Here is a 21,792-nt window from a genome sequence, read left to right as displayed (position 1 = left end):
GATGTTTGTACAGGCCCCCAGGTCGGTGGTGATGATCCGCCCGCACCATTTCCGGTCGAATCCGGAAACGCGGGGGGACAACGCCTATCAAAGTGACAGCGCGGGCGATGTGGCTGTGCTGGCCCGTGACGAATTTGATCATGTTGTCAGCACCTTGCGCGGGCGCGGCATCACGGTGCATGACTTTGACGATACTGGCACCGACACGCCAGACAGCGTTTTTCCAAACAACTGGTTTTCGACCCATGCGGGCGGCCATGTTGCGGTCTATCCGATGTATGCGGCCAACCGCCGCCGCGAGCGGCGTTGGGACGTGATCGAGATGCTCAAATCCGAATACCGGGTGCAGGATATCATTGATTATTCGGGTCTTGAGCATGACAATCTGGCGCTGGAAGGCACCGGCGCGATGGTTCTGGATCATATCGGGCGGGTGGCCTATGTGGCGCGGTCCAAACGGGCCGATCCGGTGCTGCTGGAACGGTTCTGCACCAACTTCAACTTTGAGCCGATCGCCTTTGACGCTGCGGATGCCAAAGGCACGGCGGTCTATCACACCAATGTGTTGATGGCGATTGGCACACGGGTGGCTTTGGTGGGTCTTGAGATGATCACCGATCCTCACCGCCGTTCCATGGTGGCCGACAGGTTGACCGAGGCCGGGCGCGATGTGATTGCCCTGAGCGAGGCGCAGATCGCCGCCTTCGCAGGAAACGCAATTGAACTGGAAGGCAAGGACGGTTTGATCCTTGCCCTATCGGCCCGTGCCTTTGCCGCGCTGGCCCCTGACCAGATTGCACGTATCGAAGCATCGGCACGGGTTGTGCCGCTGACCATTCCAACAATCGAAACCGCAGGCGGGTCCGTGCGGTGCATGATCGCCGGTCTGCACCTGTCCCGCCGCGGCCAATAAAGCAAGAGGTTTACCCATGACAACGCTAGAACCCTCCGACAAGGCATTGGTGCCTTTCGTATCTGTCGATCACATGATGAAACTGATCCACCACATCGGTGTTGAGCAGATGATGACCGGCATTTCGGACTATATCGAATCCGATTTCAAACGGTGGGAGCTGTTTGACAAAACCCCGCGCGTGGCCAGCCACTCTGAAAAGGGTGTGATTGAGCTGATGCCAACTTCGGATGGGGATGTTTACGGGTTCAAATATGTGAACGGGCACCCATCCAACACCAAGGACGGGTTGCAGACCGTGACCGCCTTTGGCCTCTTGGCGGATGTGGCGACAGGTTATCCTGTTTTGCTGACTGAAATGACCATTCTGACCGCGTTGCGCACGGCGGCCACATCCGCGCTGGTGGCGCGGCTTCTGGCGCCCAAAGGTGCGCATGTGATGGCGATGATCGGCAATGGCGCCCAATCCGAGTTTCAGAGCCTCGCGATGAAAGCGATTGCAGGCATTGACGAGGTCCGCCTTTATGACATCGACAAGGCAGCGACCGCCAAATGCGCCGCCAACCTTGCCGGTTCCGGCCTCAAGGTTGTGGCGTGCGAGACCGCCGAAGAGGCGATGCTGGGCGCGCAGATCATCACAACCTGCACCGCGGACAAGCAATATGCGACCATCCTGACGGACAACATGATCGGCAGCGGCGTGCATATCAACGCCATCGGCGGCGATTGCCCCGGCAAGACAGAGCTGGCACCGGCGATCCTGCACCGGTCTGAAATCTTTGTGGAATATCCTGAACAGACGCGCATTGAGGGCGAGATCCAACAGCTTGATCCCGATCACGCCGTCACCGAGATCTGGCAGGTTCTGACGGGTCAGGCCAAGGGCCGCAGCGATGACAAACAGATCACCCTTTTCGACAGTGTCGGCTTTGCCATCGAAGATTTTTCGGCGCTGCGCTATGTGCGCGACCAGATCGAGGAAACCGGCCTGTTCCATCCGCTGGATCTGCTGGCAGATCCCGATGATCCGCGTGATTTGTTCGGGATGTTGCAGCGGGCCAAATAGGCCCGCCATCGCGCATTCAGGCGTCTTTGGTCACGTCGTAGCCATAAAGCCAATCATAGGCCCCGATCATCCGTGACGGGGCCAGCTTGCTGCCCAATTGCAGGCCAAGATGAGCCAAGCCGCGCATGGCTCCGGGCTTGAGGTGATAGCGCCATGCATTGGTGTTGGCCGCCTCGATCACTTTCTTGACCCGCGCCATGCGGCGGCTTTGATAGGCCGCCATCCAGTCGCCGCCCTTGATTGCGGCATCGGTCAGCACCCATGCATCTTCCAGCGCCATATTGGCCCCCTGCGCCAGAAACGGCAGGGTGGGATGCGCGGCATCACCCAACATCGCAACGTTCTGTGCATACCATTTCTGCGCCACCGGGTGTCTGTGCAGCCCCCAGAGGTTAACCTCCGTGATCGCCGCCAGCATCTCTGGCACGCGGCCTGCAAATCCATCAAAAGCACGGCGCAGGTTGGCCGGATCATCGGGATGATGCCAGCCCTCTTCGGCCCAATCGTCGCGTTCTTCGACAGCCACGAGATTGATCAAACTGCCATCGCGCATCGGGTAGCTGACCAGATGCCGCCCATCGCCCATGTGAACATGTGCCTCATCAGGGTGATTGCAGTGGTTCGGCACAACGGCCCGCCACGCCACCTGCCCTGTGAAGAACGCCTGATCCTCGCCGTTGAGCAATGGCCGCGCCACGGAATGGATGCCATCGGCGGCCACCAATGTGCCGGCCCGCCGGGTGCTGCCATCGACCATTTGCACGGTCGGGGTCTCGCCCGGGCGGATCGAGGCAACCTGTGCGCCCAGTTCAAACGTGACATTGGCGCGTTTGGCTGCCTCGGCCAGCACATCCACCAGATCGGCGCGGTGCAGGAACATGTAATCCTGCCCTTTTTTCAATCGGGTCAAATCCAGCCGTGCCACCTGTGCGCCGCGTTCGTTGTGCAGCACAACCGCCCGGCCCTTGACCGCACCGCGGCGGCGCAGACCCGGTTCAAGCCCGAGGGCCCGCAAAACCGCCATGCCATTGGGGCTGATCTGCAAACCTGCGCCCACTTCGGTGATCTGAGGCGCCTGTTCCAAGAGCGTCACCGCCACCCCGCGCCGCGCAAAAGCCGCTGCAGCCGCCAGCCCACCAATGCCGCCACCAATCACAATCGCATTTGTGTGCTTCACTTCGTTCTCCAAAACAAAACGCCGGAACTTTTCAGCCCCGGCGTTTGCTATTTCAGACCCCAGTTGAGGGATCAATTGTATCAATCGTCGCGGTGCACTTTTTCGCGGCGTTCGTGTTTTTCCTGTGCTTCAAGGCTCATTGTCGCGATGGGCCGTGCGTCCAGACGCTTGAGCGAGATTTGATCGCCCGTCACCGAACAATAGCCAAACTCACCCTCGTCAATGCGGCGCAATGCGGCGTCAATCTTGCCCACCAGCTTGCGCGCGCGGTCCCGTGTGCGCAACTCCAGCGCCCGGTCGGTTTCTTCCGATGCGCGGTCTGCCACATCCGGAATGTTACGTGTGCCGTCCTGAAGCCCTTCGATGGTGTCGCGGCTACCCGCCAGCAACTCCGATTTCCAGGTCAGCAGCTTGCGCCGAAAATACTCAAGCTGCTTGTCATTCATGAACGGTTCGTCCTCAGCCGGAGAATAATCATCCGGCAGGAAAACTTCCTGCTTCATCTTATGTCCCTCAACAGTTTTTAGTCCTGGCATATAAGACTCTCTCTCCCCGAGATCTCGTCCTGCCGCAGCGTCTACCTGAGCAACCAGCGATTGTCACTACACAATCCCTTTGAATTTTGGTTAAAGGCATGGGCAGTTTTTGCGCAAGACAGAGGGTTGAAAAGCAATATGAAATTTCAGGGCACCGCCGATTACGTCGCGACAGATGACCTCAAGATTGCCGTGAACGCGGCCGTGACGCTTGAGCGTCCCCTCTTGGTCAAGGGTGAGCCGGGCACCGGCAAAACCGAACTGGCGCGGCAGGTCTCTTCTGCCTTGGGTTTGCGGATGATCGAATGGAACGTCAAATCCACCACTCGCGCCCAGCAGGGTCTTTATGAATATGACGCCGTATCGCGCTTGCGCGACAGCCAGTTGGGCGACGAGCGTGTGCATGACGTCAAGAATTACATCCGTAAGGGCAAGCTTTGGGAGGCCTTCGAGGCGGGCGAAAAAGTGGTGTTGCTGATCGACGAGATCGACAAGGCTGACATCGAATTTCCCAACGATTTGTTGCAGGAACTCGATAAGATGGAGTTCTTTGTCTACGAGACCGGCGAGACGATCAAAGCGGTCAACCGTCCGATTGTGATCATCACCTCAAACAATGAAAAAGAGCTGCCCGATGCGTTTTTGCGGCGCTGTTTCTTTCACTACATCCAGTTTCCGGACGTCGAGACCCTCAAGAAAATTGTCGAAGTTCATCATCCGGGCATCAAGGAAAGCCTGCTAACCACGGCCCTGACCCAGTTCTACGAAGTGCGCGATCAGCAGGGCCTGAAGAAAAAGCCATCGACATCCGAAGTGCTGGATTGGCTCAAGCTGTTGCTGGCCGAGGATATGGATGCCGAAGACCTGAAGTCGGACGGCAAAAGCGCCCTGCCCAAGCTGCACGGGGCCTTGCTCAAAAACGAACAGGACGTGCATCTGTTTGAACGGCTGGCCTTTATGGCGCGGGCGCAGCGTTAACACCCAGTCTGTCGCAGCCCGGATTTGCAGGCCCCTTCGGGGGCCTGTTTTTGTTTCTGCCCCATTTGCCCAAGATTTGCCTTATTTGCCCCCTACCAAGGAGGAAAGATCAGGCACAGACCTGACATCAAAGGCTCAGCATAGGGCAGCAGGCAGAGATGACAGTCCCATTCGCAGCACCCAACTGCGCGTTTTTTTCCCGTTTTTTGCGGCCCGTTTGGCCGTTTTCTTGCGCGGCTGCGGGGCAGCGCCTGTGACCCCGCGTTTTGCCCTTCCATTAGTGATGTTGCTGAGCGCCTGTGTGCCCGCCGCCCAGTCCGATATGCCCACGCGGGCGCAGTTTGCCCAAAGCACCCTGCCCCCGATGAAGACCTTCGCCGCAACCCGTCCGGCAACGCCGATGCGGTCCAACCGCGATCTGGCGATTGATTTCATCGAATTGTCGTTCCAAATGGAAAGCGGGCGTCAACTGCCGGTTCTGACCCGTTTTGAAACCCCGATCACCCTGCGTGTCACCGGCAAGCCGCCCGCAACCCTTGGGCCGGACCTCAAACAGTTGATCGGGCGGCTGCGCAGTGAGGCAGGGATCGACATTTCCTATACCACGCGCAGTGATGCCAATATCACCATCGAGGCCGTGAGCCGCGCCGATATTCACCGGATCTTGCCGCAAGCGGCCTGTTTCGTGGCCCCCAACGTGCGATCGCTCAGTGAATACCGCAGTGCGCGGCGCAAGGCCAAGACCGATTGGACCGCCCTGCAAACCCGTGAAAAGCTTGCGATTTTCCTGCCCAATGACGTTAACCCGCAAGAGGTGCGCGACTGCCTGCACGAGGAACTCGCGCAGGCGCTTGGCCCGCTGAATGATCTTTACCGGTTGCCCGACAGTGTCTTTAACGATGACAACGTGCATACGGTTCTGACCGGTTTCGATATGCTGATCCTGCGGACCTATTATGATCCGGCGTTGCGCTCTGGCATGACACGCGGGCAAGTGGCCCAAGCCCTGCCCGCCATTCTGGCCCGCAACAATCCGCGCGGCGCGGCCCTGCCTGCCCGTTATGCCACGCGCACACCACAAGGTTGGACCAAAGCGATCCAAGCGGCATTGGGCCGCGGCACCCCTGCGGCCCGCCGCAAATCCGCCGCCCGTGAGGCCGTACGCATTGCCACGGCGATGGGATGGCAGGATCACCGCCGCGCCTTTGCCCATTATGCCATGGGGCGGGTGCTGCAAGCCTCGGAGCCGGACCGCGCCCATCATCAATACCTGATTGCAGACGGATATTATGCCGCCAGCCCCGGCACCACGCTGCACCGCGCCTATGTCGCAACGCAGCTGGCGGCCTATGCCATCGCGCAAGGCCAGGGCAACGAGGCGTTGCGGATCATTGCACCGCAGATCACAATCGCCCGCCAAAGCGAAAATGCCGCACTGCTGGCCACCTGCCTGCTGCTCAAGGCCGAAGCGCTTGAGCTTGAGGGCCGACCCGGCGAAGCGCGTAGCGTCAGGCTGGACAGTATCGGCTGGGCGCGATACGGCTTTGGCCCAGATTGGGCAGTGCGGGCCAAGCTGCGCGAGATTGCATCGCTGAACCCGCTCAAAGGCTAAACGCGGGGCGCAAGCAGTTATGATCTTTTTGGTTTTCGGCATCTTGGGTGCCATCTTCGGCGGAATGACGGCCAAGAAACGCGGCGGAAACCGCAAGGATATCGCACAATACGCGGCCAGCGCCGGCATCGCCTTTATGTTGATCGGATTGGTTCTGACGGTCCTGCTTGACCGTTGGCTCTTCTGAGGCAAAGCGGATGTTCCTGCCTTTCTTTGACCAATTACGCCGCCACAAAGTGCCGGTATCCATGCGCGAATTTCTGGCGTTTCTGGATGGCATGTCTGCCGGTCTGGCAACCTACGACGTTGAGGCGTTTTACTATCTCGCCCGGATTTCCATGGTCAAAGACGAGCGTAACATCGACAAATTTGATCAGGCCTTTTCCGCCGCATTCAAGGGGCTTGAGAATATCAGCTTTGACGATGTGCTGGAGGCCGTGGACATTCCCCAAGAGTGGCTTGAGAAGATGGCGGAAAAGCATCTGAGCCCCGAAGAAATGGCCGAAATCGAAGCCATGGGGGGCTTTGACAAATTGATGGAGACCCTCAAACAGCGCCTTGAGGAACAAAAAGGCCGCCATCAGGGCGGCAACAAATGGGTCGGAACCGCTGGCACCTCGCCGTTTGGTGCCTATGGCTACAATCCCGAAGGGGTGAGGATTGGCCAGAAGGAATCGCGCCATCAAAGGGCGGTCAAGGTTTGGGACAAACGCGAGTTTCGCAATCTGGACGACACCGTTGAGCTGGGCACACGCAACATCAAGGTGGCCCTGAAACGCTTGCGCCGCTGGGCAAGGGACGGCGCGGACGAAGAGCTGGATCTGAACGGCACGATCCGCTCCACCGCCGAACATGGATACCTTGACGTGAAAACCCGGCCAGAGCGGCGCAATGCGGTCAAGGTTTTGCTGTTTCTCGACGTCGGCGGCTCTATGGATCCGCATATCAAGGTGGTGGAGGAACTGTTTTCAGCCGCCAAGGCCGAATTCAAACATCTTGAGCATTTCTATTTCCACAATTGCCTTTACGAAGGCGTGTGGCGCGACAACCGCCGCCGCTGGGATGCACAAGAAAGCACGATGGACATCCTGCACACCTATGGGCCCGATTATAAATGTATTTTTGTTGGTGACGCCTCCATGTCACCATACGAGATCGCCTACCCGGGCGGCGCCAATGAACACTGGAACGCTGAAGCGGGATCGGTCTGGCTGAACCGGGTGCGCGAGCAGTGGAAAAGCAGTCTCTGGATCAATCCGGTGCCTGAAAAATACTGGCAATACACCCAGTCGATCACCATGATCCAAGAGATTTTCGGCCCTGATGCCATGGTGCCCATGACCCTTGAGGGGCTGTCACGCGGGATCAAGGAATTGACCCGCTAGAGAACGCTTATCCCTCTACAGCCCCTTGGCCGCCCTGCCATTCCCCACTAGGCTTGGCCCATGTCAGATGCCCCCGTCACCCATATCGACCCTGCCGCGTTCACCGCTGATCCCTATCCGGTGCTGGCGCAGATGCGGGCCAAGACGCCGATCACCTTTGTGCCTGAACTGGGCGCGACCCTGCTGACCCGGCGCGACGACATTCACCGCGAGGAAAAGCGGATCGATGTGTTTTCCTCCGTCCAACCGGGCGGTTTGATGGAACAAATCATGGGTCTGAACATGATGCGCCGCGATGGTGAGCCGCATGGCACGGAACGTCGCGCGTTGTTTCCCGCGCTCAGCCCGCGCACGGTGGCCGATCACTGGGCGCCGCGGTTTGAACAGATCGTGTCTGACCGGCTTGATCAGCTGGCGCCGCTGGGCGGCTGCGATCTTGTCCGCGATTTTGCAATGCCGGTCTCTGGTGCCGCGCTTTGTGCCATGACGGGATTGACCTGCATGACCCCAGAGGAGATGGATGCCGCAAGCCAGCAAATGATTGATGCCATTGCCAATTATGCCGCAAACCCAATGGTTGAGGCAACCGGGCTTGCAGCCTCAACCCGTGTGGATGATGCAATTGCGGAACGGTTGCCGCAGGTCCGCGCCGCGCCTGATCCGTCGATCCTCAGCGTGCTGGATAGAGCGGAGATGCCCCTGCCCTCGATTGCCGCCAACATCAAGGTGATCATCGGCGGCGGTCAGAATGAGCCGCGAGATGCGATTGCGGGCCTGTTATGGGCCTTGCTTGCCCATCCCGATCAACGTGCCCTGATCACATCAGGTGATGCCACAATGTCAGAGGCGTTTTCTGAATATACGCGGCTGGTTGCCCCCATACAGATGGCCCCGCGCATGGTGGCGCGAGCCGATACTGTTGCAGGCGTGACGTTTGAGCCGGGGGATCGGGTGTTCTTGATGTTCGGCTCAGCCTGCCGGGATGCCGACCATTTTGCCAATGCCGATCAATTTGATCTGTCCCGCGATACCTCCGCTGCAATCCCGTTTGGCGCGGGCCCGCATTTCTGCGCCGGTGCTGCGGCGGCCCGCACCTTGGTGGCACAGTATGCTGTGCCGGTGATCCTTGACCGATTTCCGCAGATGCAGCTGGCCGGGCCTGCCCCCTTTGCCGGTTGGGCGTTTCGCGGACCAACCTCTGTGCCAGTCACGTGGTAGTACAGCTCGCGCCCTTGCCCGCCGCGCCGCAGACCCCATATTGATGTTATGATCCGCGTCTTACCCATCCTTCTGGCCGTAGCCTATGCCCTTGCGATGTATCGCTTTTCTGCCTGGCGTACGGCGCGTGAGCTTGACGCGCGTTCAACCCCGCTTGCCGACCCTGCGCTCAAGGATATGTCAGACCGGATGGCAAAGGCCCTCGATCTGCCGCGGATCAAGGTACATATCTATGAGATTGATCCGGTCAACGGTTTGGCCGCGCCGGACGGTCGTATCTTCATCACGCGCGGCTTTTACAAACGGTTTCGCGCAGGCGAAGTCACGGCCGAAGAATTGGCCAGCGTGATCGCCCATGAGTTGGGCCATGTGGCACTTGGCCATTCGCGCCGCCGCATGATCGACTTTTCCGGGCAAAACGCCATGCGCACGGTGCTGGCGATGGTTCTGGGCCGGTTTATTCCGTTTGCAGGGGTCTGGATCGCCAATATGCTCACGACCCTTCTTGCGGCACGGCTGTCGCGCGGCGATGAATACGAGGCAGATGCCTATGCCGCCGCGCTTTTGACCAAGGCCGGGATTGGCATCGCACCGCAAATTTCCCTGTTTGAAAAGCTGGAGGGGCTGACCCAATCCAACCACGGTACCGCCCCTGCGTGGTTGCTTAGCCATCCAAAAACCAACGAGCGGATTGCGGCCCTGCGCAGGCTTGAGGCGCGTTGGGACAAGGCGGACCGGTAATTCAGATTGGGTCGTTACTGCGTCAGCGCCTTTGCCAAACGCGGCAGACGGGCCTTTTTCAGCAACCCGCGCATATCCCAGTCGCGGCCAGACATCTGTTGCGCGGTGTTTAACACCCGTTCAGACACTGCGCGGATGGCGATGTCATGCTCGGGCCAAAGCTGCATGAGATAACTGTCGGGATCGACCCGTTCGAGGCCCTCTTCGGCCAATGTACCGCGAGGAAAATCCTTTGCGTTCAGGGTCATGATCATATCGGCGCCCGCATCCACCGCAACTGCCAAGACATGAATGTCGTCCGCATCCGGCAACCAGAGCCGGGCGGCAAGACCGTGTGCTGCGGGGCGCTCGGCCTTTGGCCAACGGTCGCGCAGCAGCGCAATTTCCGCGCGGGCCTGCGCCTCGCCTTCGGGGCCAAGTTTGATCGCGGCGCGGGCCCATTCTTCGAGGATTCGCGCCGACCATATCGGTTCAAACGCGCCCGTTGCCGCCACCCCAAGCACCACTTCGCGCATCACCGTGGGGTAAAGCACGCAGGTGTCAATCAGGATGCGCGGTCCGCTCACAGGCGGAAGAACAGCGATTTCAAATAGCCACTTTCGGCCAGTTGTGGCAGCTGCGGATGGTCCGGTCCGGCAAAGCCGGTGTGCAACATGATGGCCCGCCGTCCGGCCCGCCCAATGCCCCGCACAGACGCGTTGCGGAACTGCGCCAGATCTGCCGCATGCGAACAGGAACACAGCGCCAGAATACCGTTTTCCGCCACCAATGGTGCAGCCAGACGCGCAATCTTTTCATAGGCCCGCAAACCGGCCTCCAATGCATTGCGCGATGGGGCAAAGGCAGGGGGATCACAGATCACCACATCAAATTGCGCAGCTTCCCCACGCAGGGCGGCCAGCGTGTCAAAGGCATCGCCTTGACGGGTCGTGAATTTGTCTTGCATTCCCATCGCCTTGGCACCGGCTTCGGCCAGTTCCAATGCGGGCGCAGATCCGTCCACGGCCAACGCAGAGGTTGCACCATTTGCCAAAGCAGCGAGTGAAAAACCGCCAACATGGGAAAACACATCGAGAACCCGTGCGTCTTTGCTGAGGTTTGCAATAAAGCTGTGGTTGGGTCTTTGGTCGTAAAACAAGCCGGTTTTCTGCCCGCCGGTCAGGTCCGCCATATAGGTCGCGCCGTTCATCGGCACGAGCAGCGCCGCATCGGGGGCCGCACCGCGCAAAACCGCAGAGACATCATCAAGCCCCTCAAGGGTGCGCGTGCGCCCCCCTGCGTTCTTCAGGATGTTGGTTATGCCCGTCACCGCCGTCAGCGCCGCACAGAGCGGGTCCAGCAGTGCATCGGCCCATGCCGCGTTAGGTTGCACCACGCATGTATCGCCGAACCGGTCAATAATAACACCCGGCAGGCCATCGGCCTCGGCGTGGATCAAACGATAATAGGGGGCATCGTACAATTGCGACCGCAAAGCCAAAGCGCGGGCGATATGTGCTTCAAACCACGCCTGATCAATTACCGCCTCCGGATTCTGATCCAGCATCCGGGCAATAATCTTTGACGTCGGATTGATCGACACGAGGCCCATCGGCTGGCGGGCGTCATCTTCGAGACGGGCCAATGTGCCTGGGGCAAGCTTTTTGGTCCGGCGGTCCAATACCATTTCATTGGCATAGACCCAAGGGAAGCCGTGGCGGATGGCGCGGGCGTTGGCCTTTGGCAAAAGGCGGACGACCGGCAGTGAGGCGGATGAAGAAAGGGGCGCTGTCATAGCGCCCCCTCTAGTGGGTTCTGGCCTTTAACGAAAGCGCCGATTTTGTGGTGGTCTCGCATTGCCCCCAATGCGTGGCCCCTCAAACGCTTGGTTTGGCCAGTTCCTCTTGGATCACCTGGGCAAGATAGCCGGTGATCCGAACCTTTTGAGTGTGCCCTGCCCGGTCCGCCTCAATCGCGGCCTGCCCACCGAATGCATTCAGGTTTGCAGACACCTTGCGCGGCTGGGCCAATGCGATGCCTGTGTCGGCGCTGCGGACGGTCAGGATAAACTCAAGATTATGCACGCCGCTGGCGAAATAGCGGGTTTTCTCGCTCACCGAATGGAACCGTGCGATTTCCACGTCCAGCACCACCGGCACTGTGCCGTTCATATTTGCTGTGCCCTTGGCAAAGGCATCAGCAAAGATCGTTTCGATCTGTTCGTAGCGGTCGCCAATCGGATCACCGCGCCAGACGATATCGCCGCGAGGATAAAACACATTGGCTTCAGAGACGGTCAGACTGCGCGGGGCGCGGACGTTGATCTCTGTGACATTCATCGAATAGGGCAATTGTTTTTGCGCCACCGATTCCGTCACCAAAGGCGACGAGCCAAGCAACGGTTCGGTTGCTTCAAACGGTGCGTTCCGGCTGGTTACATCCGGCAGTTGGGCGCAGGCGGCGGTCATCGCGCCCAAGGCCAATACCCCGATCAATTTCAATGTTTTCATGTCATCCTCGCTTTGGCGTATCGCCGCAGGCTATTTCACTTCACATTGAAACAAATGCCGGGCAATGAGGGCGAGAATTGGGCGTAATCTGTGAAAGAGCGGGGCGTTCCCAAGGCTTCTGCGGCGCCCGGTGCCGCAATGACTGCCGCACGGGCCCGCCCGTCAGATCGGCCTTGTAGGATCAGTTGCGCGTGCGGCTGCGCCACCCGCCGCGGCGGCGCGGGGCATTCATCGAGGTGCGTCCATCGGTCAGGATCTGGGTCATCGGGTGATCGGGAAAGTCGTCCCCGTAGCGACCAAGCAGAACCCCAAGGCTGGTGATCGTATCTTGCCCTGTCGGCAAAGACAGCGCCCAATCGAGAAAGATCGTCCGGCATTCCGCCGCTGAAATTCCATCCATGCGATACGCTTCGAAAATCAGGCCTTTGGGGTCCATTTCATCACCTTTTTTCATGTCGCCTCATTGGCTTGATTTGTGGGCGGCACTGGCAGGGCCGTGTCGATCATTTCGGCCGCGGCGGCGTAGGTCTGGGTCATTTGCGTCTCCAGATCCGCGAAAGTGTCGCATCCCAACGTTCTGGCAAGGAATTTTTCCCCCGCCTGCCCCAATTTGTCGGTTTGCACCGGATGTGCGGATAACAATCGCCCGGCGCATTGCAAGGTCCAACATTGGTCATAGGCCTGTTGCAGCACGGCCCGTTGGTCTGCCGTGATCACCTTTGAGGCCTTTCCCGCGCCCAGACCATCGGCGATATCATGGGCCGCGCGGCCCTGCATCAAGGCCCCGGCTTGGGCAAAAAGTTCGATGTCTTGCAACCGGCCCGCACCGATCTTGGCGTCAAAGGGGCCATCGGGGGCTTTGGCCGCTTTGATACGGGTGCGCATCTGGGCGACTTCGGACAAGACCTGATCACCTGGCCGGCCAGAACGGAGGATTGCGGCACAAAGGGCAGCAACGTCCGCGCTAAGTGCGGCAGGACCGGCCACCACATCGGCCCGCGTCAATGCCAGATGTTCCCAGACCCAAGCCTCATCCTTTTGATAGCTTTCAAAGCTCGACAGGCTGGTGGCCACCGGCCCCTGATTGCCAGAGGGGCGCAGCCGCATATCGACTTCATAAAGCCGCCCCTGCGCCATTGGTGCGGTCATGGCGGTGATCATCGCTTGGGTCAGCCGCGCATAATAGAGCCTTGAAGCCAACGGGCGCTTCCCCTCCGAGCTGTCCTGCCCATCCGGGTCATAGATCACCAGCATATCCAGATCAGAGGTCGCGGTCAGCCGCCCCGCCCCAAGTGAACCCATGCCGAGCAACACCGCACCGCGCCCCGGTGGCGGGCCGTGGCGCAGGGCAAATTGTGCCGTGACCACAGGCCAAAGCGCGGTCAGAACCGCGCGGGCCAGTTCGGCATATTGACGCCCTGCGGTTGCTGCATCGCTCAGTCCACGCAGCAGATGCACCCCGATCCTGAAATGCCATTCACGGGCCCAGCGGCGGGTGCCGTCCAACTGCGCCTCATAGTCAGGTTCTGCCGCCAGTGTTTCGGCCAGCATCTCGGTCAGGGCCCCTTGCCCCGGCCAATCGCTAAAGAAATCGCCGCCGATGACCGCATCAAACACACCAGCATTGCGCGACAGATGCACCGCCAGCGCCGGAGAGGTGCTGACGATATCAATCAATAGATCGGCCAATTGCGGATTGGCCTTGAGCAACGAAAACAACTGCACCCCCGCAGGCAGTCCGGCGAGAAAGCCATCAAAGGCCAGCAACGCCTCGTCCGGTTTCGCCGCGCGGGCCAGCCGCGCCAGAAGATCCGGTTTCAGACGCTCAAAGATCTCAAGCCCGCGTTCAGAGCGGAGCGCCGGATAGCTTTGCCAGCGGTCCAACACCTGATGATCAAACACATGATCGGCGGCGGCCTCTTTGGCGGCGTCGGGCGCAGGGGCGCGGGAGGCGGCAAAGAATCCTTCGGTCAGCTCATGCACCGCACTGAGCCGCTCATGCAGGTCTGCCTCAAGTTCCGGCAGGTCTTTGTCCATCATCGCTGCAAGCCGCGCAAAACCTTCGGGGGATTGCGGCAAATTGTGGGTCTGTGCATCGCGCACCATCTGCACCCGGTGTTCCACTGTCCGGTGGTATCGGTAGTGATCGGCCAGAACCTGCGCGACATCGGGCGGCACCCAGCCCTTATCCGCCAACACAGACAAGCTCTCACAGGTGCCGCGCAGCTGCAGATCCGGATCGCGCCCGCCTGCGATCAACTGGCGGGTCTGGGTGAAGAACTCGATCTCGCGAATGCCGCCGCGCCCCAGCTTCATATTGTGCCCCGGCAAAGTGATCGGCCCGCCCAGCCCTTTGTGTTCGCGGATCGCCAGACGCATGTCATGGGCGTCCTGAATGGCCGCAAAATCCAGATGCCTGCGCCAGACAAAGGGCCGCAGCGCCTTGAGGAACCGATCCCCTGCGGCGAGATCCCCCGCCGCAGGCCGCGCCTTGATATAGGCCGCGCGTTCCCATGTCCGGCCCAGCGATTCGTAATAGCGCTCCGCCGCTTCCATCGCCATACAGACCGGAGTGACCGCCGGATCAGGGCGCAAACGCAGGTCGGTGCGAAAAACATATCCTTCAGCCGTCAGGTCATTCAACGTGCCGCTCATTGCGCGGGTCGCCCGGACAAATCCGGTGCGCGCGTCATGAAAATCATCTGGATCAAAGCGGGTCTCATCAAAGAGGCAGATCAGGTCGATGTCAGACGAGTAGTTCAGCTCATGCGCGCCCATCTTGCCCATGGCCAGCACTACCATGCCGCCCGCGTCAGCCAGATCGTCCTCCGTCAGCCCCGGCATTTTGCCCCGCCGGATCTGTGCCGCCAACCCGCCGCGCAGGGCCGCCCCGCAGGCCGCATCGGCATAATCGGTCAAGGCCCCCGTCACCTGCTCCAGTGACCACGCGCCGCCCAGATCCGCCAGTGCTGCCATCAAGGCCACCCGCCGTTTGCCCCGGCGCAGCCCATCGGCCAGATCAGACGCCGCAAGCTTTGCCGCGCCTGCGATCACCGCATCCACCGCCGTGCCGGGATCTTCCACTGCTCCGCGCAGCCATTCGGCCTCCCGTTCCAGCAGGCCCATCAGGTAGGGCGCAGCCGAAACCGCCCCTTGGATCAGCGCCGCAACAGCCGGGTCAAACCCGTCAATCAACGGCGCAGCATCGGCGGCGCGGCTGCTGTCAAAGATGCGGGGCGTGCGGGTGATCTGGCTGGAAAGATGGGATGTTGTCATGCCCCTAGCTTTGCGGCAGTGTCGCGCCATGAGCAAGAGCCTGAAACGCGTACGCGCCGCATTAGACGCGGCAAATGTCACCGCCGATGTCCGCGAAACCGCGCTGGCACGGACCGCAGCCGACGCCGCTGCGGCACTTGGCTGCACCGTTGATCAAATCGCCAAATCCATCGTGTTGCGCGGCGAGACCAGCGGCGAGGCTGTGCTGTTTGTCACCGCAGGCGGGCAACAAGTGTGTCTGACCGCCGCTGCCGCCCTCGCCGGAGAGCCGCTGGGCAAAGCAGACGCAGCCCTGATCCGCGCGCAAACCGGCTTTGCCATTGGCGGCGTGTCTCCGGTGGGTCACGTCAATCCCGCGCGGGCGTGGTTTGACCGGACTTTGTTGGAGTTTGACATGATCTGGGCCGCCGCCGGCACCCCGCATCATGTATTCGGCTTGGCGCCAAAGGAGATGCTGCAAATTTCCGGTGCGCAACTGGCTGATTTTAGGGTGATCTAGAGGTCTAATGCTTTCCGGCAGAGGAAAGAAGAACAAGTGGATCATCTGGGTGGATGGCCAAGCGAAGCCTACAGTTGTCGGGTATGAGGCCTTGAGTGCTCTTCAAGATAGCGTGCAAAATTGCCAAATCACTGATTTGGCGCCGCCCGAACCGCCCCGTTTTGCCGAAGGCAAACCTACGGTTTGACGGGGCGGGCGCTTTGCTTCCTGCCCCTCGGTTCGGGCGCGAAGGCACTTTATGAGCAGCTAAGTCCAGCACAGCAGACATTAACGGCATTTTGTCAGGCCGAGATCCCTGCCCGTCCACAGAGAACGGCTTCGAGCGCCTTTTGAAGCGTACATAACCGGCCTTACAGGCGGCGATGGGACCGGATCATGCATTTCATCCGCAACAACAGATCAATATTCGCCCATTGCAACCATCTGAAATTCCAACATTTTCCAAATAAATGTAAAAACCCTTCACATAGACCCTTGCAACGGCCGGGATAAACCCCAATCTATGTAATGTGAAAGGCATTCACATGGCCCTTTCGCAGACGGGCCGCACCGGCGGCCTTCACCCCGAACTGAAAGGCTTATTTGATGACCACGATCACTTCCGAACAAACCTACGCCCCGCGCCAAAGCTGGTTCGCCCGCTCTGAGGCCTGGCTGGATGACAAAGGCAAAGGCGCCTGGATCGCCACCATGGTCCTTGGCTTTATCTTCTTCTGGCCCGTTGGCCTCGCCCTTTTGATGTACATGATCTGGAGTAAACGCATGTTTTCTGGAAAATCCTGCGCCCGCCGTGGCAGCCGCCACATGATGTCCACCCGCAGCACCGGCAACAGCGCCTTTGACGCATACAAGGCCGATACCCTGCGCCGCCTCGAAGAAGAGCAGAACAACTTCGAAGCCTTCCTGGAACGTCTGCGCGAAGCCAAGGACAAGGCCGAGTTCGACCAGTTTATGGACGACCGCGCCAAATCCAAGGACGACACAGCAGAAGCCTGATCTGCCTATGCCTCCCCCGCCTCCCGGCCCTGCCGGGGGGCAACTTTCAAGGAACACAAAAGATGCCCCCCGATCCCGATCTGCACCCCCAGTTTTACGAAGGCATCCCGGCCAAGCGTCTGTTTGCATGGCTCATTGATGCGGGCCTGATCTTTGTTCTGTGTTTGGTGATCGTACCGTTCACCGCCTTCACCGGCCTGTTTTTCTTTCCGCTGCTGATGCTGGTCACGGGCTTTGCCTACCGGGTGATCACCCTCGCCAATGGCTCTGCCACTTGGGGGATGCGGCTGATGTCGATGGAAATCCGGACCCGCGATGATGAGGCGCTCGATCTGGGCACCGCCTTCCTGCACACGCTGGGCTACAGCATCTCGATCGCCTTTGCGGTGGTGCAGCTGATCTCCATCGTGCTGATCTGCACCACGGCCCGCGCGCAGGGTCTCACCGATATGGTGCTGGGCACCGTGCCGATGAACCGCCGCCGCTGATTGATCGCATTTTATTAAAACGTGTCTTGGCGCATGGAAGACCGGTTGTTATCATCCCTTCGCAACAATCGGATGTCTCATGCGCCACTCTCTGCCGCTCACACCGCAGTTCTATGTAACTGCGCCGCAGCCCTGTCCTTATCTAGAGGACCGGATGGAGCGGAAGCTGTTTACCGCCCTACAAGGCGAGGCAGCAACCGAACTGAACGATAGCCTGTCTGCACAAGGGTTTCGCCGGTCACAGAATGTGCTTTATCGCCCGTCCTGCGCCGATTGCGCCTCTTGCCTGTCCGCACGGATCGACGTCTCCGCCTTCAGCCCAAGCAAAAGCCAAAAACGCATCACCAAGCGCAACAAAGGCCTGACGCGCCGCGCCACCTCGCCCTGGGCGACCGAAGACCAATACGATCTTTTCCGCCGCTACCTCGACAGCCGCCATGCGGATGGCGGAATGGCAGATATGGATGTGTTCGAATTTGCCGCCATGATCGAGGAAACCCCGATCCGCAGCCGGGTGATTGAATATGTTGATCAGGACACGGGCGATCTGGTTGGCGTCTGCTTGACCGATGTGCTGGGCGACGGGGTCAGCATGGTCTATTCCTTCTATACCCCTGACCGCCCCCGCGACGGGCTGGGCAACCACATCATCCTTGACCATATCGAGATCGCCCGCGCTGCAGGCCTGCCCTACGTCTACTTGGGCTATTGGGTGCCGGGCAGCCCCAAGATGGGCTATAAGGCCAAGTTCTCCGGGCTTGAGGTCTACATTGGCGGACGCTGGCAAAAGATGCGTGATCCCGACACCTTCATGCCAGAACAGCACCCGCTCAGCACGGACCCTATCGCGGAACAGGTTGCCAATATCGCCCTGCCCGACATGGCCCGAAGCCGCCGCTGATCCCCTCCCTTTTTGGCTCTTAAATATTCCGGGGGAGTCCGCAGGACGGGGGCTGGCCCCCTCTTACATCTTGAATCAAATGAGGGCGCCCATGGCGCCCTCTCTTTTTGTTTCAGCCGTGGATCAAACCACCCCCCGGATCAATTCGGGATCAGATCCGGCACAATGGTCACAATCGATGGGAAGAACCACAAGATCGCCAGACCCGCCACCTGGATCAACACAAACGGGATGATGCCGCGGTAGATATGCGCCGTTGTCACGCTCGCCGGGGCCACCCCGCGCAGATAGAACAGCGCAAAACCAAAGGGCGGCGTCAGGAACGAGGTTTGCAGGTTGACCGCGATCATGATCGTCACCCATTTCGGGTCAAAGGTGCCGCCATAGATAACCGGCCCGACAATCGGGATCACGATGTAGATGATCTCAAGGAAATCCAGCACAAAGCCCAGAACAAACAGCACCAACATCACGATCAGGAACACCGTCAGCTCGTTGTCAAAGGACTTGAGGAACTGCTGGATGTAATGCTCACCGCCAAAGCTGATGACCACAAGGTTCAGCAGTTGCGAGCCGATCAGGATGGTAAACACCATCGAGGTCACCTTGGCGGTTTCGCGCACCACCGGTGTCAGAACACCAGAGGTGTAAAGGATCCAGCAAGAGAACAACAAACCAAAGACCGCATAAAGATAGGCGCCATAGGCCACAAAGAAGGCAAACCAGCTTTCAAAGCTCACGCCGTCCTGATTGATCCGCAGATCAAAGTTCACCCCGACAAGGATACAGACGATAATCGCCAACGTGGACCAGATGATCACCTTGGGCGAACGATCCTGATCGCGCAGTTTACGATAAGCGGCCAGCATGATCGCCCCGCCCGCACCCAGCGCAGCGGCCGGTGTCGGGTTGGTGATCCCGCCAAGGATCGAGCCAAGCACAGCCACAATCAAGACCAGCGGCGGAAAGACAACGCGGATCAATTCGTTCTTGGAACACAGTCCCGTTGCATAGACCACACCGTACATGATCAACGCAAAGGGGATCGCCATCAGCACAACCGTCGCCCCCGGCGAGGTCAGCGGCGAGACCAGCACAATATCCACAAGCACCGCCAGCACCACACCGATACCGCCAATGATCAATGGCCGGCTTTCCGCAGAGGGAGATACCCCGCGACCCGTGGTCAGGAACAGCGAGAGCAGCACCAGAAGGATGGCAACGCCAGTCCCGATAGGTGCAGCGGCAGCAACCTTTGCGGCCTGCTTTTCGGCAAAGGCCTCATCGGACAGCTTTTCGCTGGCTTTGATGCCGCCGGATGCGTCGATATCAACCTGCTGCTGGATCGCGGCATCCCATGCCTCTTGACCATGCAGTTCGATCATCGCGGCCTTACATTCATCACCCACATTGGTGCGCAGGCTCGCCGCGTCACCGATTTCGGAGAAAGACGAAACCGTGGTGTTCTGGCTACCGATGATGCCAAGGTTGCCCAGCACGATAGTCCCGACAATCAACAGGACCGGTGCGCCGGCAAACCATGTGAAGGCCTCACCGCGTGTGACAGGCTCTGAGTTTGTCGCACCCATTGGTACAGCCGGAGCTTTGTCCGGGTTCAACAGCGCATAGCCAAAGGCATAAAGCGCATAGAGCAGCGCCAGCATGATCCCCGGCAGCAGCGCCGCCTGGAACAATGTCCCAACGGATACAACCGCAGGCTCACCCAGATAGGTCAATGCATCGGTACAGCCCACAGAGGTCGCACGCGCCTCTTGCGCGGCGGAATAAAGATCCCCCGCCAATGTGCCAAGCAGAACAATCACGATCGAGGGCGGAATGATCTGCCCCAATGTGCCGGAGGCCGCGATGACGCCGGTGGCGATCTCGGGGGAATAGTTGTTGCGCAGCATGGTCGGCAGGGCCAGCAGGCCCATGGTCACAACCGTCGCACCCACAATGCCGGTGGAGGCAGCGAGGAAAGCGCCCACAACCACGATGGACACGGCCAAACCGCCGGGCAGCGGGCCAAACACACGCGCCATCGTGGTCAGCAGATCATTGGCGATCTTGGAGCGTTCCAGCGTGATGCCCATCAGAACGAACATCAGAACCGCCAGCAGCGTTTCAATCGACTGCCCGGCCAAAACCCGTTCATTCATCCGGTTCACAATGAAAGACACGTTCCGGTCCAGCGCGGTTTCCCAGCCGGCCGGGAACACCGATTCCGCCACACGTGGCAGATCGGGATACCTGAACAGTGATATCGTGTCGTTCTTGACCCCCGAATTCACCAGATCACGATAGGCTTGCGAGGATGTGTCAATCGCTTGGTGGATCATCAATCCCGCACTGTCGAGCGCGGCAATGATCCCAAAGGATATGATCCCGGCCCCGCCGATGGCAAAGGCCACCGGAAAGCCAGACAGGATGCCCCCGAAGAGACACACAAAAACAATGATCAGGCCAACTTCGACCCCGTCGAGACCAAACAGCATCAGGTCTACTCCCTTAGATTAATGTGTGCCTTCGTAGGCTTCTTCACCCTCGCCCAGCGTATCGCGGTCGAGGTACTTGTTTTCGGATTCGGGCCCTTCGCGGAACTCGCACCAGCTGCGGTAGAACACCGCCAGCGCTTGCAGCAGCACCATCACGCAGAAGGCGCAGAGCAAAACCTTGAAGATAAAGTAACCGTTGAAACCGTTGGGCGAGAAACCGATGGTTTCCACGTTCCATTTCAGCAAGCGCGATTTGCGCAAAAGCAGTTCAAGCCGGTCAGAGGCGGATGGGTTTGGCGTCACCAGATGCCGCCACATAAAGAACCAGCCATAGAGCCATGTCACGGTCACAAACGGGATCATAAAGAAGATCGCGCCGAACATATCGACGATCTTTTTGGTGCGGAACTTGGCCCCGGCATAAAACAGGTCAACCCGCACATGCCCGCCTTGGACAAAGGTATAAGCCACACAAAGAGTGACCACCAAGGCATTGAAAAGTTTCAACTCTTCCGCAAACCAAGAGATGTCGAATTGCAGCGGGATACCGAACCCGATGGAGATATCAGGCCGGGTAAAGATCCGTTGCAGGAATACGATGATGATCTGTTGCAGCACCATCAGCAGGCCCGCCCATGCAAACAGGCGGCCAACAGAGTTGTTGAACCATTCAAGCCCGCGCACATAGGCCCACATGACCTCGCGCTTCCACATGCCGATGATGGTCAGGACAATCAGGAAAGTCGCCAGCACAAAGAACAGCTCAACCGACGCACCATAGTAGATGAACCGCATCAGAGATTCTTTGTTGGACCAATCGAGCCACATGCCCGGATTGAGCAAGGCTGCAAAGAAGTTATAGAAGGATTCCAGTATGTTGCCCGTCACAAATTGGACAAATCCACCGTCTTGGAATTTGTCGAGACAGCTGAGTTTTGCACCCTCCGCCGCCCGGAAAAACCCCGAACACATCACTTCATCGGCCATATGATCCCCCTCGCATTGCGCAGGGCCCCTCTTTG

The 21,792-nt window shown here is 59.4% G+C and carries 21 protein-coding genes; 12 read left to right on the top strand and 9 right to left on the bottom strand.

Annotated features, from left to right (window positions below):
- The first annotated feature begins 1 nt into the window (after window position 1).
- Together ctlX and C8N31_RS06860 are read left to right on the top strand one after the other, a co-directional pair.
- On the top strand, window positions 2-913 hold the full coding sequence (gene ctlX / locus C8N31_RS06865) for a citrulline utilization hydrolase CtlX (protein ID WP_025048196.1): 912 nt from the start codon (window positions 2-4) through the stop codon (window positions 911-913).
- 16 nt (window positions 914-929) lie between these two features.
- Window positions 930-1,979 carry an ornithine cyclodeaminase gene (locus C8N31_RS06860; protein ID WP_025048197.1) on the top strand — a complete coding sequence of 350 codons (1,050 nt, stop codon included), beginning with the start codon at window positions 930-932 and terminating at the stop codon, window positions 1,977-1,979.
- 16 nt (window positions 1,980-1,995) lie between these two features.
- On the opposite strand, the gene C8N31_RS06855 is transcribed toward C8N31_RS06860, so the two are convergent.
- Together C8N31_RS06855 and dksA are read right to left on the bottom strand one after the other, a co-directional pair.
- Window positions 1,996-3,156, bottom strand: a complete 1,161-nt coding sequence (locus C8N31_RS06855; protein ID WP_025048198.1) for an FAD-dependent monooxygenase — start codon at window positions 3,154-3,156, stop codon at window positions 1,996-1,998.
- A gap of 80 nt (window positions 3,157-3,236) precedes the next feature.
- Window positions 3,237-3,692, bottom strand: a complete 456-nt coding sequence (gene dksA / locus C8N31_RS06850; RefSeq protein ID WP_025048199.1) for an RNA polymerase-binding protein DksA — start codon at window positions 3,690-3,692, stop codon at window positions 3,237-3,239.
- A gap of 138 nt (window positions 3,693-3,830) precedes the next feature.
- On the opposite strand from dksA, the gene C8N31_RS06845 reads away from it, so the two are divergent.
- The 6 genes from C8N31_RS06845 (at window position 3,831) to C8N31_RS06820 (ending at window position 9,626) form a co-directional block, all read left to right on the top strand.
- Window positions 3,831-4,670, top strand: a complete 840-nt coding sequence (locus C8N31_RS06845) for an AAA family ATPase (RefSeq protein WP_025048200.1) — start codon at window positions 3,831-3,833, stop codon at window positions 4,668-4,670.
- A 283-nt stretch (window positions 4,671-4,953) separates the two neighbouring features.
- A complete protein-coding gene (locus C8N31_RS06840) occupies window positions 4,954-6,282 on the top strand; it encodes a DUF2927 domain-containing protein (RefSeq protein ID WP_025048201.1) in 1,329 nt (442 codons plus the stop codon).
- Between the two features lie 19 nt (window positions 6,283-6,301).
- Entirely contained in the window at window positions 6,302-6,469 is a 168-nt protein-coding gene (locus C8N31_RS06835) for a hypothetical protein (RefSeq protein ID WP_025048202.1), read from the top strand.
- 10 nt (window positions 6,470-6,479) lie between these two features.
- A complete protein-coding gene (locus C8N31_RS06830; RefSeq protein WP_025048203.1) occupies window positions 6,480-7,667 on the top strand; it encodes a vWA domain-containing protein in 1,188 nt (395 codons plus the stop codon).
- 60 nt (window positions 7,668-7,727) lie between these two features.
- Entirely contained in the window at window positions 7,728-8,885 is a 1,158-nt protein-coding gene (locus tag C8N31_RS06825; RefSeq protein WP_025048204.1) for a cytochrome P450, read from the top strand.
- 48 nt (window positions 8,886-8,933) lie between these two features.
- Window positions 8,934-9,626 carry a M48 family metalloprotease gene (locus tag C8N31_RS06820; RefSeq protein ID WP_025048205.1) on the top strand — a complete coding sequence of 231 codons (693 nt, stop codon included), beginning with the start codon at window positions 8,934-8,936 and terminating at the stop codon, window positions 9,624-9,626.
- 14 nt (window positions 9,627-9,640) lie between these two features.
- On the opposite strand, the gene C8N31_RS06815 is transcribed toward C8N31_RS06820, so the two are convergent.
- From C8N31_RS06815 to C8N31_RS06795, 5 genes are all read right to left on the bottom strand, one after another.
- Window positions 9,641-10,141 carry an RSP_2648 family PIN domain-containing protein gene (locus C8N31_RS06815; RefSeq protein ID WP_051544610.1) on the bottom strand — a complete coding sequence of 167 codons (501 nt, stop codon included), beginning with the start codon at window positions 10,139-10,141 and terminating at the stop codon, window positions 9,641-9,643.
- Between the two features lie 47 nt (window positions 10,142-10,188).
- Window positions 10,189-11,400 (bottom strand): RSP_2647 family RNA methyltransferase, encoded by a 1,212-nt coding sequence (locus C8N31_RS06810; protein ID WP_025048207.1) that lies wholly within the window; start codon window positions 11,398-11,400, stop codon window positions 10,189-10,191.
- An 82-nt stretch (window positions 11,401-11,482) separates the two neighbouring features.
- Window positions 11,483-12,115, bottom strand: a complete 633-nt coding sequence (locus tag C8N31_RS06805) for a DUF6778 family protein (RefSeq protein WP_025048208.1) — start codon at window positions 12,113-12,115, stop codon at window positions 11,483-11,485.
- Window positions 12,116-12,296: 181 nt separating this feature from the next.
- On the bottom strand, window positions 12,297-12,569 hold the full coding sequence (locus C8N31_RS06800) for a hypothetical protein (RefSeq protein WP_025048209.1): 273 nt from the start codon (window positions 12,567-12,569) through the stop codon (window positions 12,297-12,299).
- Complete coding sequence (locus C8N31_RS06795) at window positions 12,566-15,421, bottom strand: bifunctional [glutamine synthetase] adenylyltransferase/[glutamine synthetase]-adenylyl-L-tyrosine phosphorylase (RefSeq protein WP_081785680.1); 2,856 nt, start codon at window positions 15,419-15,421, stop codon at window positions 12,566-12,568. The genes C8N31_RS06800 and C8N31_RS06795 overlap by 4 nt, the downstream gene beginning before the upstream one ends.
- On the opposite strand from C8N31_RS06795, the gene C8N31_RS06790 reads away from it, so the two are divergent.
- The 4 genes from C8N31_RS06790 to C8N31_RS06775 all read left to right on the top strand — a co-directional run bounded on the left by C8N31_RS06790 (window position 15,420) and on the right by C8N31_RS06775 (window position 18,275).
- Window positions 15,420-15,890, top strand: coding sequence for a YbaK/EbsC family protein (locus C8N31_RS06790; RefSeq protein ID WP_025048211.1), 471 nt, complete (start codon window positions 15,420-15,422; stop codon window positions 15,888-15,890). The two genes, C8N31_RS06795 and C8N31_RS06790, sit on opposite strands and share 2 nt — an antisense overlap.
- Window positions 15,891-16,475: 585 nt before the next feature.
- On the top strand, window positions 16,476-16,886 hold the full coding sequence (locus tag C8N31_RS06785) for a DUF2852 domain-containing protein (protein WP_025048213.1): 411 nt from the start codon (window positions 16,476-16,478) through the stop codon (window positions 16,884-16,886).
- A 62-nt stretch (window positions 16,887-16,948) separates the two neighbouring features.
- A complete protein-coding gene (locus tag C8N31_RS06780; RefSeq protein WP_025048214.1) occupies window positions 16,949-17,374 on the top strand; it encodes an RDD family protein in 426 nt (141 codons plus the stop codon).
- A 79-nt stretch (window positions 17,375-17,453) separates the two neighbouring features.
- Complete coding sequence (locus C8N31_RS06775; protein ID WP_025048215.1) at window positions 17,454-18,275, top strand: arginyltransferase; 822 nt, start codon at window positions 17,454-17,456, stop codon at window positions 18,273-18,275.
- A 140-nt stretch (window positions 18,276-18,415) separates the two neighbouring features.
- Here the strand turns inward: C8N31_RS06775 and C8N31_RS06770 are convergent, their stop codons facing one another.
- Window positions 18,416-20,770, bottom strand: a complete 2,355-nt coding sequence (locus tag C8N31_RS06770; RefSeq protein ID WP_025048216.1) for a TRAP transporter large permease — start codon at window positions 20,768-20,770, stop codon at window positions 18,416-18,418.
- Between the two features lie 18 nt (window positions 20,771-20,788).
- Window positions 20,789-21,757, bottom strand: a complete 969-nt coding sequence (locus tag C8N31_RS06765; RefSeq protein WP_025048217.1) for a TRAP transporter small permease subunit — start codon at window positions 21,755-21,757, stop codon at window positions 20,789-20,791.
- Window positions 21,758-21,792 lie beyond the last annotated feature (35 nt).

This window comes from Sulfitobacter mediterraneus (assembly GCF_003054325.1).
Classification (GTDB): Bacteria; Pseudomonadota; Alphaproteobacteria; order Rhodobacterales; family Rhodobacteraceae; genus Sulfitobacter; species Sulfitobacter mediterraneus.
This window is presented reverse-complemented; position numbering and strand designations above follow the sequence as displayed.

Bases quoted from the DNA above. Each gene is read 5' to 3' on its own strand.
- ctlX (WP_025048196.1), top strand. From the start codon at position 2: ATGTTTGTACAGGCCCCCAGGTCGGTGGTGATGATCCGCCCGCACCAT.
- C8N31_RS06860 (WP_025048197.1), top strand. From the start codon at position 930: ATGACAACGCTAGAACCCTCCGACAAGGCATTGGTGCCTTTCGTATCT.
- dksA (WP_025048199.1), bottom strand. From the start codon at position 3,692: ATGCCAGGACTAAAAACTGTTGAGGGACATAAGATGAAGCAGGAAGTT.
- C8N31_RS06845 (WP_025048200.1), top strand. From the start codon at position 3,831: ATGAAATTTCAGGGCACCGCCGATTACGTCGCGACAGATGACCTCAAG.
- C8N31_RS06840 (WP_025048201.1), top strand. From the start codon at position 4,954: ATGTTGCTGAGCGCCTGTGTGCCCGCCGCCCAGTCCGATATGCCCACG.
- C8N31_RS06835 (WP_025048202.1), top strand. From the start codon at position 6,302: ATGATCTTTTTGGTTTTCGGCATCTTGGGTGCCATCTTCGGCGGAATG.
- C8N31_RS06830 (WP_025048203.1), top strand. From the start codon at position 6,480: ATGTTCCTGCCTTTCTTTGACCAATTACGCCGCCACAAAGTGCCGGTA.
- C8N31_RS06825 (WP_025048204.1), top strand. From the start codon at position 7,728: ATGTCAGATGCCCCCGTCACCCATATCGACCCTGCCGCGTTCACCGCT.
- C8N31_RS06820 (WP_025048205.1), top strand. From the start codon at position 8,934: ATGATCCGCGTCTTACCCATCCTTCTGGCCGTAGCCTATGCCCTTGCG.
- C8N31_RS06815 (WP_051544610.1), bottom strand. From the start codon at position 10,141: ATGCGCGAAGTGGTGCTTGGGGTGGCGGCAACGGGCGCGTTTGAACCG.
- C8N31_RS06810 (WP_025048207.1), bottom strand. From the start codon at position 11,400: ATGACAGCGCCCCTTTCTTCATCCGCCTCACTGCCGGTCGTCCGCCTT.
- C8N31_RS06805 (WP_025048208.1), bottom strand. From the start codon at position 12,115: ATGAAAACATTGAAATTGATCGGGGTATTGGCCTTGGGCGCGATGACC.
- C8N31_RS06800 (WP_025048209.1), bottom strand. From the start codon at position 12,569: ATGAAAAAAGGTGATGAAATGGACCCCAAAGGCCTGATTTTCGAAGCG.
- C8N31_RS06790 (WP_025048211.1), top strand. From the start codon at position 15,420: ATGAGCAAGAGCCTGAAACGCGTACGCGCCGCATTAGACGCGGCAAAT.
- C8N31_RS06795 (WP_081785680.1), bottom strand. From the start codon at position 15,421: ATGGCGCGACACTGCCGCAAAGCTAGGGGCATGACAACATCCCATCTT.
- C8N31_RS06785 (WP_025048213.1), top strand. From the start codon at position 16,476: ATGACCACGATCACTTCCGAACAAACCTACGCCCCGCGCCAAAGCTGG.
- C8N31_RS06780 (WP_025048214.1), top strand. From the start codon at position 16,949: ATGCCCCCCGATCCCGATCTGCACCCCCAGTTTTACGAAGGCATCCCG.
- C8N31_RS06775 (WP_025048215.1), top strand. From the start codon at position 17,454: ATGCGCCACTCTCTGCCGCTCACACCGCAGTTCTATGTAACTGCGCCG.
- C8N31_RS06770 (WP_025048216.1), bottom strand. From the start codon at position 20,770: ATGCTGTTTGGTCTCGACGGGGTCGAAGTTGGCCTGATCATTGTTTTT.
- C8N31_RS06765 (WP_025048217.1), bottom strand. From the start codon at position 21,757: ATGGCCGATGAAGTGATGTGTTCGGGGTTTTTCCGGGCGGCGGAGGGT.